Origin of the sequence: Klebsiella sp. JN_Kp121 (assembly GCF_040062145.1) — a bacterium.
Taxonomy (GTDB): Bacteria; Pseudomonadota; Gammaproteobacteria; order Enterobacterales; family Enterobacteriaceae; genus Klebsiella; species Klebsiella aerogenes.
This window is the reverse complement of sequence record NZ_JBEAHX010000033.1, coordinates 42458-60051: the sequence shown is the minus strand read 5'-3', so window position 1 is coordinate 60051 and position 17594 is coordinate 42458. Positions and strand designations below refer to the sequence as shown.

Below are 17594 nucleotides of genomic sequence, written 5' to 3'. Positions count from 1 at the left end.
ATCCGTTAATTAAAACTGAGGCAACATCTATTTCAGGGATTACGTATTTATACATGGACAAATAAATGAAAAAAACAATCGTAGCTGTAATGGTTGCTGCATCTGCAGTTCTGAGCGCACAGGCAATGGCCGCTAACACTGCTGAAGTGACCGTTCTTGGCGAAGTCAACGACTCCTCTTCTTCTTGCGTAGTCACCCCGACTGGTACTCTGAACAACGGCATCGTTCGTCTGACTTCTGTTACCACCAGCGAAGCGAATGCACAGACTGCTAACGTCCTGTTCAAAAGCCAGAAGTTTGGTTTTGACGTTTCTGATTGCGCCAAAGGCAGCGAAAAACCAGCAACCGGCCTGACTGTTGCAGTTACTGGTACCACCAGCGCCAACGCAACAATTCTGGACAACACCGCTGACGACGGCGCTGCCGGCATCGGTATCGGCATCGCGAAAGCCAGCGATGGTTCTCGTGTAGCCTTCGATGGTTCCCAAACCATGGCTGAAACCTACACTGACGGTTCCGTCACTTCTCTGAACTACTACGCGGGTTATGTGAAAGTAAACGAAGCTACCACCGTAACCGAAGGTCCGGTTAAAGGCGTAGCAACCTTTACTATCGACTATACCACTGGCGCTTAATTTTACCCCGAAGGGCTCGCTGTCTGGCGAGCCCTTTTTTCGTTTAGAGAAATGCTATGTTCAGGACCTTATTTAAACTTGTCTTTCCCTGTTTTTTACTGATAAGCGGCATTGCGCATGCCGGTATCGTCATTGAGTCTACCCGCTATCTTTACAAAGAAGGCTCCCGTGAAGTAACGGCACAAATAGAGAACAAAGACGGTATACCCTATTTAATCAAGTCCTGGATTGAGACCCCAAAAGGACAAACGCCGTCATTCATGGCCACGCCGCCACTGTTTCGTCTCGAAGCAAAACAACAAAATACCGTTCGCCTGTTTTCTACAGGTAATGTCGCGGCGCCAGCCGATCGCGAATCGATATTTTATTTCAACGTTATGGCTATTCCCCCCGCTGATGATACGAATGCTAAAAATAATACCATCCAGCTGGCGGTTCGCCATCGTATGCGTCTGGTATTTCGGCCAAAATCGCTGTTTGATATGACCCCGAACACCGAAGCGGCAAAACTTGAATGGCAAAAATCAGGCAATAAATTATCAATTAAGAACCCTACGCCATTTTTCTATTACTTCAATACAATAAAAATCGGTAATACCGAAATTAAAAATGAAGTGAGTTCTGTCCCGCCGATGGAGACCAAGGAAGTCACTTTAAAACAAAATGTAACCGCATCAGGTATTACATGGAAAATAGTCAACGATTATGGCGGAGCCGGAACGCTCTATTCATCATCGTTGTAATTGGAAGTTGTTTAACCTTATAGGGATGTGTCTATGCAAAATAAAAACAAAGACCTATTCAAACTATCAGCGCCAGGAATTGCATTACTGGCCGCGTTTTTTTCTGGTTTGGATAATAAAGCGCAAGCACGTGATTTTTTCGATCCCTCATTCATAAACTCATTGAATGGTAGCGATCCTTCAAACGCCCCAGACTTATCTGTGTTTGAAGCCAGGAACGCGCAGGCACCCGGTAACTACCGGGTGGACATCGTCTTTAATGGCCAATACCTGGATACCAAAACTATAAAATTTGTGATTGATAATAGCCGGGCCAGCACCGCTAGCGATGAGATCAAACTGGCGCCCTGCTTCAGTCTCAAGGACTTATCGCAATATGGCGTTAGAGTTAAAGCATTCACTAAATTGCAAGAGGATGCTAATGGTTGTACTAACCTGACGGTTATTCCAGATACCAAAGCGGATTTTGATTTTAACGCGCAGCGTTTAAATATCTCCATCCCTCAGGCGGCATTATCTACCGTCGTGCAAGGATTTATCCCTGAGGATCAATTTGACGACGGAATTAACGCGCTACTGGTGAATTACCAGTTCAGCGGCTCGGATGATTTCGAATCCGAAGACGAATACTATAGTCTTAACCTCCAGTCCGGCTTAAACCTCGGCCCCTGGCGCATCAGGAATCTGAGCACCTGGAATAAAACAAAAGGCGACGCAGGCGACTGGGAGTCGGCGTACCTGTACATGCAGCGTAGTATACGCCCCATTAACAGTAATTTGGTGATGGGCGAAAGCTCCTCGCTTTCCGGGATCTTTGACAGCGTTCCGTTTACTGGGGTCCAACTCGCGACGGATACCTCCATGCTGCCAGAGAGCCTGCGCGGCTATGCGCCAATTATCCGAGGGATTGCAAAAACCAACGCCAGGGTGATCGTTAAGCAAAACGGCTATCAGGTCTATCAGACCTACGTTGCCCCCGGCGCCTTTGAAATCACCGATATGTATCCCAGCGGCGGTAGCGGCGACCTGTATGTAACCGTAGAAGAATCAGATGGCTCAAAGCAAGAATTCATCGTACCGTTCGCCACGCTACCGGTCATGGTGCGTGAAGGCCAGCTGCAGTATGAAATCACTTCAGGTAAATATCGCCCATATGATGACGGCGTACATGAAACGCCATTTACCCAGGCAACGGCCAGCTACGGGGTGTCCAGTAGCCTGACCGCCTACGGCGGGATGCAGATGGCCTCGCATTATCAGGCGTTGTCATCCGGTCTCGGCTATAACCTCGGCGATTTCGGAGCCGCGTCAGCTGACGTCACCCAAGCCTGGTCAAAAATGCAGGATCGGGAAAAGACTTCGGGACAGTCCTGGCGAATCCGTTATGGTAAAAACATCCTTGATACCGGCACCAACATCACCATCGCTGGCTATCGATACTCTACTAAGGGATTTAACACCTTATCCGAGGTGCTGGATAGTTATGCTAATGACGGTCACTATACCACCCGTTCATTACGCAATCGCACCAACCTGACCCTCAACCAAAGTCTGGGTAAAGGCCTGGGCAGCGTATCTATTAGCGGGCTGGTTGAAGATTATTGGGATGATAAACGCACCAACAAATCTATCAGCGTTGGCTATAACGGCGGCTTTAGAAATGTGAACTTCTATCTGGGCTATAGCTATAGCCGCTATACCTGGAGCAACAATAGCTCCGACAGCGACGCGCAGGACGATCAGCGCATTACGTTGACCGTCACGCTGCCAATCAGCAACTGGCTCCCTGGCACCTACACCAGCTATCAGCTCACCAATAGTAACCCCGGCTCGACGGATCAATCCGTCGCTATCGGCGGCGTGGGGCTGGAAAACGATAGCCTGGACTGGAGTATCCAGCAGGGATATAGCAACCGTGAGTATTACAGCGGCGACATGCGCGCTACCTATAACGGTTCCCAGGGCAGCATCAATGCCGGTTATAGCTACGATCGTGACAGTCAGCGCGTGGATTATGGCGCCAGCGGTAGCATTATCGCCCACGCCGACGGTATTACGTTAGGACAGGACATCACCGATGCCGCCGTGCTGGTTAAGGCTCCAGGCTTAGATAACGTCAAGCTGACTACCGATAGCACTATCTCAACCGACTACCGCGGCTATGCCATCGTGCCTTACGTCACCCCTTATCGCCGCACTGATATTACCCTTGATAGCACCACGCTTGGTGATGATATGGAACTGCCGGAAACGACGCAAACCGTGGTGCCAACCCGCGGCGCCATTGTACGGGCCAACTACGACGGCAAGATCGGACAACGCGCCTTTATTCACCTGAAAACGGCTAGCGGTCAAGACGTTCCTTACGGCGCTATGGTCTTACTGGCCGACGATGCGAAAAGCCAGGCGAGTATCGTCAGCGACGCCGGGATGGTCTATATGTCCGGTCTGCAGCAAACCGGGACGCTCAACGTACAGTGGGGAAAAAGTAGTTCCCAGCAATGTAAAGCCCCCTTCACATTACCTCCGCGGGAAGGCAAAACCGCTGGCTTAAACCAGATCGAAGCGGTGTGTCGCTAGCCATTATTTAAGGACGAATATTGATGAAGAGAATGTTTATTCTATTAATGCTTTTAGTTATCTGCGGTGAGGCGACTGCAAAATGTAGTTACTCAGGCAGCATCCAGCGGCAAGCATTTACTATTAGAGCAAAAATACCGACAGACGACTCAATTCCAGTGGGAAGCATATTATATTCGGCTAAATACGGCACTGGTAACTATAAAAACTTCTCATGTAGCCAAAAAACTAACGATCAGTATATAACTACCATCAGTACACCAGAAGTAGCTGGCGTTACAGGAATACAGGGAAAGCCAGTATATGAAACTGGAATTGATGGTATTGGATTCCAGGTATCCGATCTTCTGGAAAGCAAAAATGGCGCATTAGTGCCTGCTGTCGCGGGCTCAGTACTAGTACCATTTGAAAATACGTCAGATAATTACTATAAATTCATTACCGTGTGGTTTATCAAAACCAAGCAGGTCATTGATACTTCAGGTTCGGACTCAAACCCATCAATAAGTTTCTCTGTCGGCAATCCTACCACCAACCCTGGAAGTAATGACAAACTATTATATACAACCAATATCAAGCTAAAAAACACCAAATATCAGGCAACCTCATGTGACATATCACCATCCAGTTCACAAATAACGCTCGGCCGGATTAAAAAAAGCACGCTAATGTCGGTCTCCCGCGGCGGCGTCACGCCAGAGCAAAAGAATTTCTTATTAACCATTACCTGCCCTGCAGGTTCCATCGGGAATACTTTAATGTACTGGTTTAATCCGATAGGCACCGCGAGCACATCTGGCGATGGTATCATTGATAATATGATAACCGACGATTCTGGCGCCAAAAATGTTGGTATCATTTTCAAACAAACTGGCACCCCGTTAGTCTTTTATGATATGGATAGCTACAGTTTTAATAGTGCTGCAACATCGCAGGTGATCAATCTCACCGCTGATTACTATCGCAAAAGCAATAGTGTTGACGACATTACAAATGGTAGAGTTAAAGCAATGTTAGAAGTAGTTATTCAGGAACAATAAAATCCTCAAACAGACATGAATTCTACATGAATTCATGTCTGTTGAGTTGTTTAAACTACAAACCTCATTTACATTTTCTTCCGTCCTATAATTAGGCCAACTAGTAATAATATTAATTTAAAGGAATAAATATGAAGGAATTAACTGTATTTGAAATGGAAGAGATCTCCGGTGGTTACACTTGGGATTTCTCATCAGTTACCTCCACTATCACTTCACTAGCTAGCAATGCGGTAGAGGCTCTTGCTATTGGAACATTAGGTGCCATTATTGTGTCAGCCGTCGGCACGTGGATTGGTGGTGTTCAAGGCGGTCATAATGGTGGTATTTTGGGACTTGGCCTACTTGGTAATGCTGTAGGGGCTGTTGTTGGCTTTGTTCTTGGTGCTATTACCGGAGCTGCTGGAGCCGTCGCATTCGGTTGGGACAAGTCAATGGCTATTTTCCAGGAATTTATAGATAGTGCCCTTGATGGTACCTTTGCACCGGGATCTTGATAATAATTTCGCGCGTTGGAAAAAGTTCCATAGAATAAACAAAGGCCTTTAGGCCTTTGTTTTATATCCAATCCAAGCCAAAGTAAATATAACTTATCAATATGAATAAAAATCTCTATCGCAAGGAAGCGATCGAATACAAAAGGCATCACTGGAAAGGGAAAGCCTTGTTGCTCGCTGGTTTACCCGCCTGGTTAATCGCCTTATTGTCGGCATTATTTCTCATTGCGCTTATCTGCGCATTGATATTTTGCAAGTTTACCCAGCGTGTCGATGTTAAAGGCGAAGTCATTACCCTGCCTCACTCAATTAACGTCTTTGCGCCACAGCAGGGGTTTATCGTCAAGCAATTCGTAAAAATTGGTGACGTCGTTAAAAAAAACCAACCGCTATACGAGATTGATGTTTCCCGCAGCACCACCAGTGGCAATGTTAGCGCGGCACAGATAGAAGTTATCAATGAAAAAATCGCCAACTCTGAAGATATTATTAAAAAACTGGAAGATAATAAAAACCAGACGTTAAATGCGCTGAATGCGCAGTTGAAAACTACCACTGCCTCCCTGAAGGAGACCAACCGTATGCTGGTCAACACCCAGGTAGGCCTGAAGAAAATGCATGATAACCTTTCCAGCTACGATAAATACCTTAGCAACGGCCTGATAACAAAAGATCAGTATAACTATCAGCACTCTTTATACTTTCAGCAGCAGAGTGCCTACCAGTCTTTAGTTAGCCAAAAAATGCAACTCGAATCGCAAATTACACAACTTAATAGCGATATAATCACTAAAGCTGCTGATTTTGACAACCAAATTTCCAGTCAATACAACCAGGCCAATGATTATAAAAATCAGTTAGTGGAATCTAATGCTAACGGTAATATTATTATCAAATCGACCAGCGATGGCAGGATTGAGTCACTGTCGGCTACCCAAGGGCAAACCGTTGATAATGGAAGTAGCCTGGCCCAGATAAAACCGACCGGAAACGTTGAGTATTATCTCATTCTGTGGCTACCCAACAATACCATTCCGTATTTAAAAACGGGAGATACCATCAATATTCGCTATGATGCCTTCCCATCGGATAAATTTGGTCAATTCCCAGGAAAAATTATATCCATATCATCAATGCCAGCGTCACGGCAAGAAATGTCTGAATACACCAACGTCAGTAACGGTACCAATCAGCAACAAGAACTGGCGCTGTATAAAGCGATTGTCAAAATTAAAGATAAACAGTTCGAATATGACGGGAAAAAGCTAAGCCTCTCCAATGGGCTTAAAGCACAGGCTGTTGTCTTCCTTGAAGAACGCCCTCTCTACATGTGGATGTTTACTCCGGTTTATAAGATTACTCAAAGCGTGAGCGGCCCGATTCATGACTAATGAACTGTTTGAAAAAATTACGGCGAAAGTTAATTTTTCGATATTGAGAAAGACGCCGGTCATATTGCAATCTGAAGCCGCCGAGTGTGGCATTGCCTGTCTGGCAATGGTTTGCGGCCATTATGGTCTCGATATTGATCTGTTCAATTTCCGTCAACGCTTTGGCAGCCCCTCCCAGGGGGTAACGTTGATGTCACTGAGCAAAACGGCAGAACATGCTGGCTTAAAAAGCCGTGCGCTGTCGCTCGATCTTGATGAAATCAGACAATTAAAGCTGCCCTGCGTTATCCACTGGGGAATGAACCACTACGTCGTGCTCACCAAAGTACGCAAATCTAGCTTTGTGGTTCACGACCCGGCGCTGGGTAAACGCATTATCGGCATTCAGGAAATGTCGAACAACTTTACCGGCATCGCGTTAGAGTTATGGCCCGATCAGAACTTCCAGCAGGAAAAAGCCAAATCTCGCCTGCGTTTGTTAGATCTGATGCGTAATATTGTTGGCTTAAAATCAGCGCTGCTGAAAATTTTCGCCTTTTCCGTCGTCGTTGAAGCGATTGGACTACTGTTGCCAATAGGCACGCAGTTGGTCACTGACCACGTGATCATGGCCCACGATCAAAGCCTGCTCTCGGTTATCTGTATTGGTCTGGTCTTCTTTACCCTCTTCCGCACCTTTATCAGTATGCTGCGCGCATGGACTTCACTGACGCTCAACACGCTAACCAATATTCAGTGGAAAACCACTCTATTCGATCATTTGGCTAGCCTGCCGCTGGCATTTTTCGAAAAGCGTCATCTGGGGGATATTCAGTCCCGTTTCTCTTCGCTGGATACCATTCGCTCCACGTTCACTAATAGCATCGTCAGCGGCATTATCGACTCGATCATGACGATCGGCCTGCTGATTATGCTCACCCTGTACGGCGGTTGGCTAACATGGGTCGTCGTTGGCTTTACCTTATGTTACGCCCTTATGCGTCTGGGAACTTATCGCTTCTATCGCCGCGTTGCTGAAGAACAGGTAATCAAAGGCGCGCGCTCCAGTTCACACTTTATGGAGTCGCTATACGGTATTTCGACCATCAAAGCGCTGAACCTGAAAGAACGCCGCTCTCAGCACTGGCTGAATATCAACATCGACGCCTGTAATGCGGGGATCAAACAGACCCGTTTCGACATGATGTTTAGCGGTATCAATACCTTTATTACCGCCATCGATCAGGTTGCGGTACTGTGGCTGGGCGCCATTATGGTTATTGATAATGAAATGACCCTCGGTATGTTTATGGCTTTTAACGCCTACCGGGGCCAGTTCTCCCAGCGCGCATCCAGCCTGGTTGATCTTACCATGCAGCTACGCATGCTCTCGCTGCATAACGAGCGTCTTTCAGAGATCGTCTTCAGCGAACCAGAGCAAGAGCTACCGTCACGTGAAGTCTTTTCGAAGGATGCCGGCGCCAGGCTTGAAGTCAGAAATCTCAGCTATCAATACGATCCCTTTTCGCAGCCGATTTTCTCAAATCTGAACATCACCGTTGAGCCGGGGGAATCCGTCGCGCTGGTCGGCCCGTCCGGCGTCGGTAAGACCACGCTATTGAAAGTGATGTGCGGGCTGCTCTCGCCCACCAGCGGCGACGTCTTCGCCGATAATCTCGATATCCAGAAGATAGGTCTAAATAACTATCGCCAGGGAACCGCCTGCGTGCTGCAGGAGGACCGCCTCTTTTCCGGGTCGCTTATCGATAATATCAGCGGTTTTGAAGATAACGCCGATGTGGATTTTGTCGTCGAATGCGCCAAACGCTGCAACATTCACGACGAAATTATGAAAATGCCGATGGGCTATGAAACCATCGTTGGTGAGTTGGGCCTGGGGATTTCCGGGGGCCAAAAGCAACGTATTTTGATTGCCCGCGCGCTTTACCGTAAACCGAGCATTCTGTTTATGGATGAGGCCACCAGCCATCTTGATTTAAGAAATGAGTCGGTTATCAACCAGTCTATTTCAGGCCTCAGTATTACCCGCGTCATCGTCGCCCACCGCCCGTCAACCATCGCCTCTGCCGATCGGGTTATTGATTTATCGCAGTCAAGAATACCAATGCCAGCGTAAGGAGAAGAGTATGCAAGGAACGTTTATTGGTTTTAACACCGCCGGAATTACCTACGAAGACCATTTCATGGCGCTGCTGCTGAAAGTAAAACATCAGAATGGCATGTTTCAGACGTACTATTTGCAGGCGCCGGTGCTGGCTGACCTGCTCATGGTCCTGGCAAACCGGATGTCTATTTTCTTGCAGAGATTACAACAGGATGGCGAGAATGAGGCTCAGAAAGTGGAGCTTCTTGCCTACAATGAAACGCTAATAGCCAACACGCCAGAGATAGATATGTTGGAGGTACAAAACCCCAACCCGGAGCTGCGAATCATGTCGATCACCCTGAAACCAGGGGAAACAGAATCGACGCTGATATTAATGCTGCAGAACGAGCAAATAGCAACTCTACGGATTGATGACCGCCAGGTCGAAGCGCTGATATTGGGGATCCAACAATCTCTCACCATGGCCGCGGACACGAAACTGAATGAATATTTAGCTTTGGCTCTGGACTTCGTACTGCTGTATACCGTCGATTTAACGACCCAACCTAATATCGAGTACCAGCAATACGCTCAGGAAGAGTGGAAGTTAAATCTGTTCAACCATCATCTTGGCGTGCTGTATAGCTACGAGCAGGAAGAGGGTAAAAAAGTACTCTCTGGCGCGGTGATTAAAACCAGCGCCGCGCATCAGTCAGATTTTGAAAAAAGTATCGCGCTACGTCTGATTGAAAAGAGCCAGAAGCTAAAACAAGTTCACAACCAACATACACCGTATCAAATCTTCAGCAAGGTGATTCCATCCGCACCGGGACAAATGCTGACTAAGGATGAATGCTTAAAGTCATTGCACGAATTCTACGTGGCTACCAAAGCAGCGCTTGAGGCATAAATTGTTAAGCACTCTCTGCGCAGGCAGAGAGTGCTTAACGCATCAGTTCGGGCACTTATAAACCTGGCCGTTCATCTGGCTATCGGTCGGGACAAAGCTCGACAGCAGATTTTGCGTCGGGCTGCTCACGCCATAAATGACGTTACCGCCCATGGCCGCCGCCTGGTTACGCAGCGCATTCGCCGCGCCGCGCATCGAGCCGCCTTCATCGCCATTCTGGCCTGACAGCCAGTTGCTTTGCGTGCCGGTTGCCGTCCCTAACAGCTGGCATTCCGTTCCCGGTTTATCTTCAACAAAACGCACGCTCTGGCCGCCTGCGGTTAATTCGTTGCTGGAACTGCAACCCGCTAACAATAAAGCTGCGCCGACAATCCCTGCTAAATATTTTACCTGCATGTTATTCCCCAATGAGCTGGACGCACTGGCCCGGATGTAAACCTTATACTAAAAAGCCAGCAAAAAGAAAAACCCCCAGCCATTTCTGACCGGGGGTTTCTGCATTTTTATGCCGTATAGCGCACGATTACATCATGCCGCCCATACCGCCCATGCCGCCCATACCGCCAGCAGCACCTAAGTCAGGCGCGTCACCTTTCGGCAGGTCGGTCACCATGCACTCGGTGGTGATCATCAGACCAGCAACGGATGCCGCGTACTGCAGCGCAGAACGGGTGACTTTAGTCGGATCCAGGATACCGAAGTCGATCATGTTGCCGTACTCTTCGGTAGCCGCGTTGTAACCGTAGTTACCGTCGCCTGCTTTCACGTTGTTGGCAACAACAGACGGCTCTTCACCAGCGTTGGAAACGATCTGACGCAGCGGCGCTTCCATTGCGCGCAGCGCAACTTTGATACCGACGTTCTGATCTTCGTTCTGACCGGTCAGGCCAGCGATTTTCGCCGCCACGCGGACCAGCGCTACGCCGCCGCCAGCTACCACGCCTTCTTCAACCGCAGCACGGGTCGCGTGCAGGGCATCGTCAACGCGCGCTTTTTTCTCTTTCATTTCAACTTCGGTAGCAGCACCGACTTTGATTACCGCAACGCCGCCGGCCAGTTTAGCCACGCGCTCCTGCAGTTTTTCACGGTCGTAATCAGAGGTCGCTTCTTCGATCTGCTTACGGATCTGAGCAACGCGGCCCTGAATTGCGGCTTCTTCGCCAACGCCATCGATGATGGTGGTGGTGTCTTTATTGATAACAACGCGTTTAGCCTGACCCAGGTCTTCCAGAGTCGCTTTTTCCAGCTCCATACCGATCTCTTCAGAGATAACGGTACCGCCAGTCAGGGTCGCGATGTCCTGCAGCATAGCTTTACGACGGTCGCCGAAGCCCGGCGCTTTAACCGCTGCAACTTTCACGATGCCGCGCATGGTGTTAACAACCAGGGTCGCCAGCGCTTCGCCTTCAACGTCTTCAGCGATGATAACCAGCGGTTTGCCAGCTTTCGCTACGGCTTCCAGAACCGGCAGCATTTCGCGGATGTTGGAGATTTTTTTGTCAGCCAGCAGGATGAACGGGCTTTCCAGTTCAACAGCGCCGGTATCCGGCTTGTTGATGAAGTAAGGGGACAGGTAGCCACGGTCGAACTGCATACCTTCAACGACGTCCAGTTCGTCTTCCAGACCGGTACCGTCTTCAACGGTGATAACGCCTTCTTTACCGACTTTATCCATCGCTTCAGCGATCAGTTTACCTACGGTTTCGTCGGAGTTAGCGGAGATAGTACCAACCTGAGCAATGGCTTTAGAGTCAGAGCACGGTACGGACAGCGCTTTCAGTTCTTCCACAGCGGCAACGACAGCTTTGTCGATACCACGTTTCAGATCCATCGGGTTCATGCCCGCAGCAACGGCTTTCAGACCTTCGTTAACGATAGCCTGAGCCAGTACGGTTGCGGTGGTGGTACCGTCGCCTGCAGCGTCGTTCGCTTTAGAGGCAACTTCTTTCACCATCTGCGCGCCCATGTTTTCGAATTTGTCTTCCAGTTCGATTTCACGAGCAACGGAAACGCCATCTTTAGTGATGGTCGGCGCGCCGAAGGATTTGTCCAGAACAACGTTACGGCCTTTCGGGCCCAGGGTGACTTTAACTGCATCTGCCAGTACGTTTACGCCGCGCAGCATTTTTACACGAGCGTCGTTACCGAATTTTACGTCTTTTGCTGCCATTTCTTTTATTCCTCAAATTCGTTCAGGGTCGTGCGAATTACGCTTCAACAATTGCCAGGATGTCGCTTTCGGACATGATCAGCACTTCTTCGTTGTCGATCTTCTCAGACTTCACGCCGTAACCATCGTTGAAAATCACGATGTCACCAACTTTAACGTCCAGCGGCTGCACAGTTCCGTTTTCCAGGATGCGGCCTTTACCGACAGCGATGATTTCGCCACGAGTTGATTTAGCTGCCGCAGAACCGGTCAGAACGATGCCGCCTGCAGATTTGGTTTCAACTTCTTTACGTTTGACGATCACACGATCATGTAACGGACGAATACTCATTGATAGCTCTCCTTCGAGAAAGTCATTATCAGTTATGGATGGCGCCGGGCCGTAAACGGTTTCCGACTAGTGCAGAGAGAGATGGGGATGGCCATTTACGGCTTCAAGGGGAAAATTAAAAAAAAATTTCCGCCTGTGCGCTGACGCGCAAAAATATTCCCGCGGCGGCTGCGCTATCTGGCGCAAAGGGTTGTGATAACATCGTTTTTTTGCCGCGCGCAGGGTTGAGTCATGAGTGGGTTAAAACAGGAGCTGGGGTTAGGTCAGGGAGTCGGGTTGCTTTCAACATCACTACTGGGAACCGGCGTGTTCGCCGTACCGGCGCTGGCGGCGCTGGTCGCTGGCGATAACAGCCTGTGGGCGTGGCCAGCGCTGATTCTCCTGGTCTTTCCCATCGCTATCGTGTTTGCCGTGCTTGGGCGCCACTTTCCCAGCGCTGGCGGCGTGGCTCATTTTGTGGATATGGCGTTTGGCCCGCGTCTGGCGCGGGTAACCGGCTGGCTGTTTTTATCAGTCATCCCGGTGGGTTTACCCGCCGCCCTCCATATTGCTACCGGGTTTGGCCAGGCGTTGTTTGGCTGGCACGATACTCAACTGCTGCTTGCCGAGCTCGGCACGCTGGCGATCGTCTGGTGGGTGGGCTCGCGCGGCGCCAGTTCCAGCGCTAATCTACAGACGCTGGTCGCGGTAATGATTGTCGCGCTGATCGTCGCCATCTGGTGGCGCGGCGGCATAAACCCGGCGCAGATCCCTTTCCCGCAGCCTAAAGACGTCGACACATCGCAGCTGTTTGCTGCGCTATCGGTAATGTTCTGGTGCTTCGTCGGCCTTGAAGCCTTTGCTCATCTGGCATCAGAGTTTAAACGTCCGGAGCGCGACTTCCCCCGGGCGCTGATGATTGGCTTATTGCTGGCAGGAACCGTTTATTGGGGCTGTACCGTGGTGGTACTGCATTTTCGCGCCTTCGGTGCGGAAATGGCGGCAGCGGCCTCGCTGCCAAACATCGTGGTACGGCTGTTCGGCGTGCAGGCGCTGTGGGTCGCCTGCGTGATCGGCTATCTCGCCTGCTTCGCCAGCCTCAATATCTATATCCAAAGTTTTGCCCGCCTGGTCTGGTCGCAGGCGCAGTTCAAGCCGGAAGGTTATCTGGCCCGCCTGTCGCCGCGTCAGGTACCGCGCAATGCGCTGAATGCGGTCTTAGGCTGCTGCGTACACAGTACGCTGTGCATTTACTGGCTGAACATTAATCTCGATGCGCTGATCGTCTATGCCAACGGCATTTTCATCATGATTTATCTGCTGTGCATGCTGGCGGGATGCCGACTCCTGCACGGTAAATACCGCGTGCTGGCCATCGTGGGCAGCGTGCTCTGCGTTTTGCTGTTAGCGATGGTCGGCTGGAAGAGCTTGTACGCCATTATTATGCTGGCGGTGCTGTGGTTCGCCTTACCTGCACGGTCATCCTCAGCAAGCCGATAACAAAAAACCGGCGTAGGCCGGTTTTGTCGTTTTAGCGGTCGTCTTTGTGATCCAGACGGTCGCGTTCGTCGTCTTTGCGCTGGAACTCCCCTTCGAAGGTGTCTCCGTTGCCGGCGCCAGCGCTAAAACCGCCGCCCGGCATCCGGCTAAAGCGCAGATACGGCATTAGTTTTAAAGTCATCAGCTTTTGCACCGGCGGCAACAGCAGCAGCAGGCCGAGGAAGTCGGTAAAGAAGCCCGGGATCAACAGCAGCAGCCCGGCGATAATCAGCGACACGCTTTTGATCATTTCTGCGGCAGGGCTTTCGCCAGCCGCCATTTTCTGCTGCATCAGCATCAGGTTTTTGAAGCCCTGGTTGCGCACCAGCGACATCCCCACCACCGAGCTAAAGATAACCAGAATCAGCGTCAACAGCACACCAAGCACGTGCGCGACCTGAATAAAGATCGAGATCTCGACGTAAACGTATAAGAAAAAGGCAATAAATGGGATCCAACGCACCGGCGTCTCCTTCATTCGGCCGTCGTCGCAGACGCCCGTAGTGATAAATTTGCTATTCGCGTCATAGGAATGTGGGGTTGGCGCGCCATTTTTCAATCAACGGTAACGGCATTTTTTTCAAAAATAGTAAAGCGGTGACTCATTTCACAGATTAATAATTCTTATCCGCCGCGCTATATAATAAGTGATCAAGGTTACTGAACTTCGCTATCATCAGCATATGATCGTGGGCACCGGGCCGGTTAAGGAAATAATCTTCGGTCTGAAAATACGCTAAATCCTATAAATTCTGTGTATTTGGTGAATTCATTGGCAGCTTGAAAAAGAAGGTTCACATGTTAAACAACATTCGTATCGAAGAAGATCTGTTGGGCACCAGGGAAGTTCCAGCTGACGCATACTATGGCGTTCATACTCTGAGAGCGATTGAAAACTTCTACATCAGCAACAACAAGATTAGCGACATCCCTGAGTTTGTTCGGGGCATGGTGATGGTGAAGAAGGCCGCCGCGCTGGCTAACAAGGAACTGCAAACCATTCCTAAAAGCGTAGCGAACACCATTGTCGCCGCATGCGATGAGGTGCTGAACAACGGTAAATGCATGGACCAGTTCCCGGTTGATGTGTTCCAGGGCGGCGCGGGCACCTCCGTCAATATGAACACCAACGAAGTGCTGGCGAATATCGGTCTGGAACTGATGGGCCACCAGAAAGGTGAATACCAGTTCCTCAACCCTAATGACCACGTCAACAAATGCCAGTCCACCAACGACGCCTACCCAACCGGTTTCCGCATCGCGGTCTATGCTTCGATTCTCAAATTAATCGATGCCATCAAACAGTTGGGCGAAGGCTTCCAGGCGAAAGCCGTCGAGTTCCAGGACATCCTGAAAATGGGCCGCACGCAGTTACAGGATGCGGTGCCGATGACCCTCGGCCAGGAATTCCACGCTTTTAACGTTCTGCTGAACGAAGAAACCAAAAGCATTCTGCGTACCGCAGAACTGCTGCTGGAAGTGAACCTCGGCGCGACCGCTATCGGGACTCGCCTGAACACCCCTGACGGCTACCAGCAGCTGGCGGTACAGAAACTGGCGGAAGTCAGCAACCTGCCGGTCGTTCCGGCGGAAGACCTGATTGAAGCGACTTCTGACTGCGGCGCGTATGTGATGGTTCACAGTTCGCTGAAACGCCTGGCGGTCAAACTGTCCAAGATTTGTAACGATCTGCGCCTGCTCTCTTCCGGGCCGCGCGCTGGCCTGAATGAAATCAACCTGCCAGAGCTGCAGGCCGGTTCCTCTATCATGCCGGCAAAAGTTAACCCGGTGGTGCCGGAAGTGGTTAACCAGGTGTGCTTCAAAGTTATCGGCAACGATACCACCGTAACCATGGCCTCCGAAGCCGGTCAGCTGCAGCTGAACGTTATGGAGCCGGTGATTGGCCAGGCGATGTTTGAATCTATCCACATCCTGACTAACGCCTGCTACAACCTGCTGGAAAAATGCGTGAACGGCATTACCGCCAACAAAGCGGTATGCGAAAGCTACGTCTACAACTCCATCGGTATCGTGACCTACCTCAACCCGTTCATCGGCCACCACAATGGCGATATCGTCGGCAAGATTTGCGCCGAAACCGGTAAGAGCGTACGTGAAGTGGTACTGGAACGCGGGCTGCTGACCGAAGCCGAACTGGATGACATTTTCTCGCCGCAAAACCTGATGCATCCGGCTTATAAAGCAAAACGGTATACCGATGAAAGCGAACAGTAAGCTTTCAGGGTAAACTAACCAAAGGCATGTCAGTGATGACATGCCTTTTTGCTTTTTTGGGTTTACGAAACGACAACAATTCAATATCAACTTGTTAAAAAACAAGGAAGGCATATATGTTTGGTGCAGAGCTCGTGGTTGTCCTGCTGGCAATCTATTTGGGGGCCCGACTCGGGGGCATTGGTATCGGCTTTGCCGGTGGCCTCGGCGTCCTCGTCTTAACCTTAATTTTTCAAATTCCACCCGGCGCAATCCCCTTTGACGTCATTGAAATCATCATGGCGGTTATCGCCGCAATCGCCGCGATGCAGGTCGCCGGAGGGATGGATTATCTGGTCAGCCTCGCCGAACGTATGCTACGCCGCCATCCCAAGTACATTACCTTCCTGGCGCCGCTGGTCACCTGGTTTATGACCGTGCTGGCAGGCACCGGTCATACCGCGTTCTCTACCCTGCCAGTGATTACCGAAGTGGCGAAAGAACAGGGTATTCGCCCTTCCCGCCCGCTCTCCATCGCCGTTGTCGCTTCGCAGATTGCGATTACCGCCTCGCCGATCTCCGCGGCAGTGGTCTTCTTTGCCGGTATTCTCGAACCGCTTGGCGTCAGCTACCTGACGCTGCTGGCGATCTGCCTGCCGGTTACCCTGATTGCCGTCATGCTGACCGCCGTGGTCTGTAACTTCCTCGGCTGCGAGCTGAAAGACGACCCGGTCTACCAGGAACGGCTGGCAAAAGGGGAAGTGAGCCTGCGCGGTAGTCAGGTCTTCGAACTGAAGCCGCACGCTAAACGCTCCGTCCTGCTGTTCCTCGTCGGCATCGTCGCGGTCATGTTCTACGCTACTGCCATCAGCGACACCGTCGGCCTGATCCAGAACCCGGTACTGCCGCGTAACGAAGCGATCGTAGTCTTCATGCTGACCATCGCCACGCTGATAAGCATCACCTGTAAGATCGATACCGGCGAAGTGCTGAATGCCAGCACCTTTAAGTCCGGGATGAGCGCCTGCGTCTGCGTGCTCGGCGTCGCCTGGCTTGGAGATACCTTCGTCAAAGCGCACATTGCCGATATCCAGACGGTAGCGGGCGATCTGCTGCACAACTATCCGTGGCTGCTGGCGGTAGTGCTGTTCTTCGCCGCTACGCTGCTCTATTCACAGGCCGCCACGACCAAGGCGTTGATGCCCGCCGCGCTGCTGCTCGGCGTCACCCCGCTGACGGCAATTGCCTCATTCGCCGCGGTCTCAGCGCTGTTCGTGCTGCCAACCTATCCGACCCTGCTGGCCGCGGTTGAAATGGACGACACCGGCTCCACGCGTATCGGCAAATATGTCTTTAACCACGCCTTCCTGATCCCGGGCGTCATCGCCATTACGCTTTGCGTGATCCTCGGATTCATCTTCGGCGGCCTCATGCTGTAAGATCGTTAAAAAGGGGCCGGTAAAGTAACTGGCCCCTTTG

At 50.5% G+C, this 17594-nt stretch carries 15 protein-coding genes; 11 read left to right on the top strand and 4 right to left on the bottom strand.

The features are described 5' to 3' along the window. The first annotated feature begins 65 nt into the window (after positions 1-65). The 8 genes from ABLU86_RS21710 to yjeJ all read left to right on the top strand — a co-directional run bounded on the left by ABLU86_RS21710 (position 66) and on the right by yjeJ (position 9882). Positions 66-635: a fimbrial protein gene (locus ABLU86_RS21710; RefSeq protein ID WP_015368657.1), complete on the top strand. Its 570-nt coding sequence runs from the start codon at positions 66-68 to the stop codon at positions 633-635. Between the two features lie 56 nt (positions 636-691). Next, positions 692-1378: a molecular chaperone gene (locus ABLU86_RS21705; protein ID WP_348796330.1), complete on the top strand. Its 687-nt coding sequence runs from the start codon at positions 692-694 to the stop codon at positions 1376-1378. A 33-nt stretch (positions 1379-1411) separates the two neighbouring features. After that, positions 1412-3958, top strand: coding sequence for a fimbria/pilus outer membrane usher protein (locus tag ABLU86_RS21700; protein ID WP_348796329.1), 2547 nt, complete (start codon positions 1412-1414; stop codon positions 3956-3958). A 23-nt stretch (positions 3959-3981) separates the two neighbouring features. After that, a complete protein-coding gene (locus tag ABLU86_RS21695; RefSeq protein ID WP_046883322.1) occupies positions 3982-4998 on the top strand; it encodes a fimbrial protein in 1017 nt (338 codons plus the stop codon). A 131-nt stretch (positions 4999-5129) separates the two neighbouring features. Continuing rightward, positions 5130-5495: a hypothetical protein gene (locus ABLU86_RS21690; protein ID WP_015704148.1), complete on the top strand. Its 366-nt coding sequence runs from the start codon at positions 5130-5132 to the stop codon at positions 5493-5495. Positions 5496-5596: 101 nt separating this feature from the next. Beyond that, the gene (locus ABLU86_RS21685) at positions 5597-6886 is read left to right on the top strand and encodes an HlyD family secretion protein (RefSeq protein WP_015368661.1); all 1290 of its coding nucleotides are present in this window, start codon (positions 5597-5599) and stop codon (positions 6884-6886) included. Beyond that, positions 6879-9002: a peptidase domain-containing ABC transporter gene (locus ABLU86_RS21680; protein WP_047037365.1), complete on the top strand. Its 2124-nt coding sequence runs from the start codon at positions 6879-6881 to the stop codon at positions 9000-9002. Before ABLU86_RS21685 ends, ABLU86_RS21680 begins: the two co-directional genes overlap by 8 nt. Positions 9003-9012: 10 nt before the next feature. Next, positions 9013-9882 carry a YjeJ family protein gene (yjeJ, locus tag ABLU86_RS21675; protein WP_046883323.1) on the top strand — a complete coding sequence of 290 codons (870 nt, stop codon included), beginning with the start codon at positions 9013-9015 and terminating at the stop codon, positions 9880-9882. 42 nt (positions 9883-9924) lie between these two features. Here the strand turns inward: yjeJ and ABLU86_RS21670 are convergent, their stop codons facing one another. The 3 genes from ABLU86_RS21670 to ABLU86_RS21660 form a co-directional block, all read right to left on the bottom strand. Continuing rightward, complete coding sequence (locus ABLU86_RS21670; protein ID WP_015368664.1) at positions 9925-10278, bottom strand: DUF4156 domain-containing protein; 354 nt, start codon at positions 10276-10278, stop codon at positions 9925-9927. Positions 10279-10405: 127 nt separating this feature from the next. Then, positions 10406-12052, bottom strand: coding sequence for a chaperonin GroEL (gene groL, locus ABLU86_RS21665; protein ID WP_015368665.1), 1647 nt, complete (start codon positions 12050-12052; stop codon positions 10406-10408). Positions 12053-12089: 37 nt separating this feature from the next. Further along, the gene (locus tag ABLU86_RS21660; RefSeq protein ID WP_003855929.1) at positions 12090-12383 is read right to left on the bottom strand and encodes a co-chaperone GroES; all 294 of its coding nucleotides are present in this window, start codon (positions 12381-12383) and stop codon (positions 12090-12092) included. A gap of 231 nt (positions 12384-12614) precedes the next feature. Here ABLU86_RS21660 and yjeH point away from each other — a divergent pair, with 231 nt between their 5' ends. Continuing rightward, complete coding sequence (gene yjeH / locus ABLU86_RS21655) at positions 12615-13862, top strand: L-methionine/branched-chain amino acid transporter (protein ID WP_348796328.1); 1248 nt, start codon at positions 12615-12617, stop codon at positions 13860-13862. 31 nt (positions 13863-13893) lie between these two features. Here yjeH and ABLU86_RS21650 read toward each other — a convergent pair whose 3' ends face one another. Further along, positions 13894-14364: an FxsA family protein gene (locus ABLU86_RS21650; protein ID WP_015368667.1), complete on the bottom strand. Its 471-nt coding sequence runs from the start codon at positions 14362-14364 to the stop codon at positions 13894-13896. A 335-nt stretch (positions 14365-14699) separates the two neighbouring features. On the opposite strand from ABLU86_RS21650, the gene aspA reads away from it, so the two are divergent. Continuing rightward, positions 14700-16136 (top strand): aspartate ammonia-lyase, encoded by a 1437-nt coding sequence (aspA, locus tag ABLU86_RS21645; protein WP_015368668.1) that lies wholly within the window; start codon positions 14700-14702, stop codon positions 16134-16136. A gap of 116 nt (positions 16137-16252) precedes the next feature. Next, positions 16253-17554 carry an anaerobic C4-dicarboxylate transporter gene (locus ABLU86_RS21640; protein ID WP_015368669.1) on the top strand — a complete coding sequence of 434 codons (1302 nt, stop codon included), beginning with the start codon at positions 16253-16255 and terminating at the stop codon, positions 17552-17554. The last annotated feature ends 40 nt before the right edge of the window (positions 17555-17594 follow it).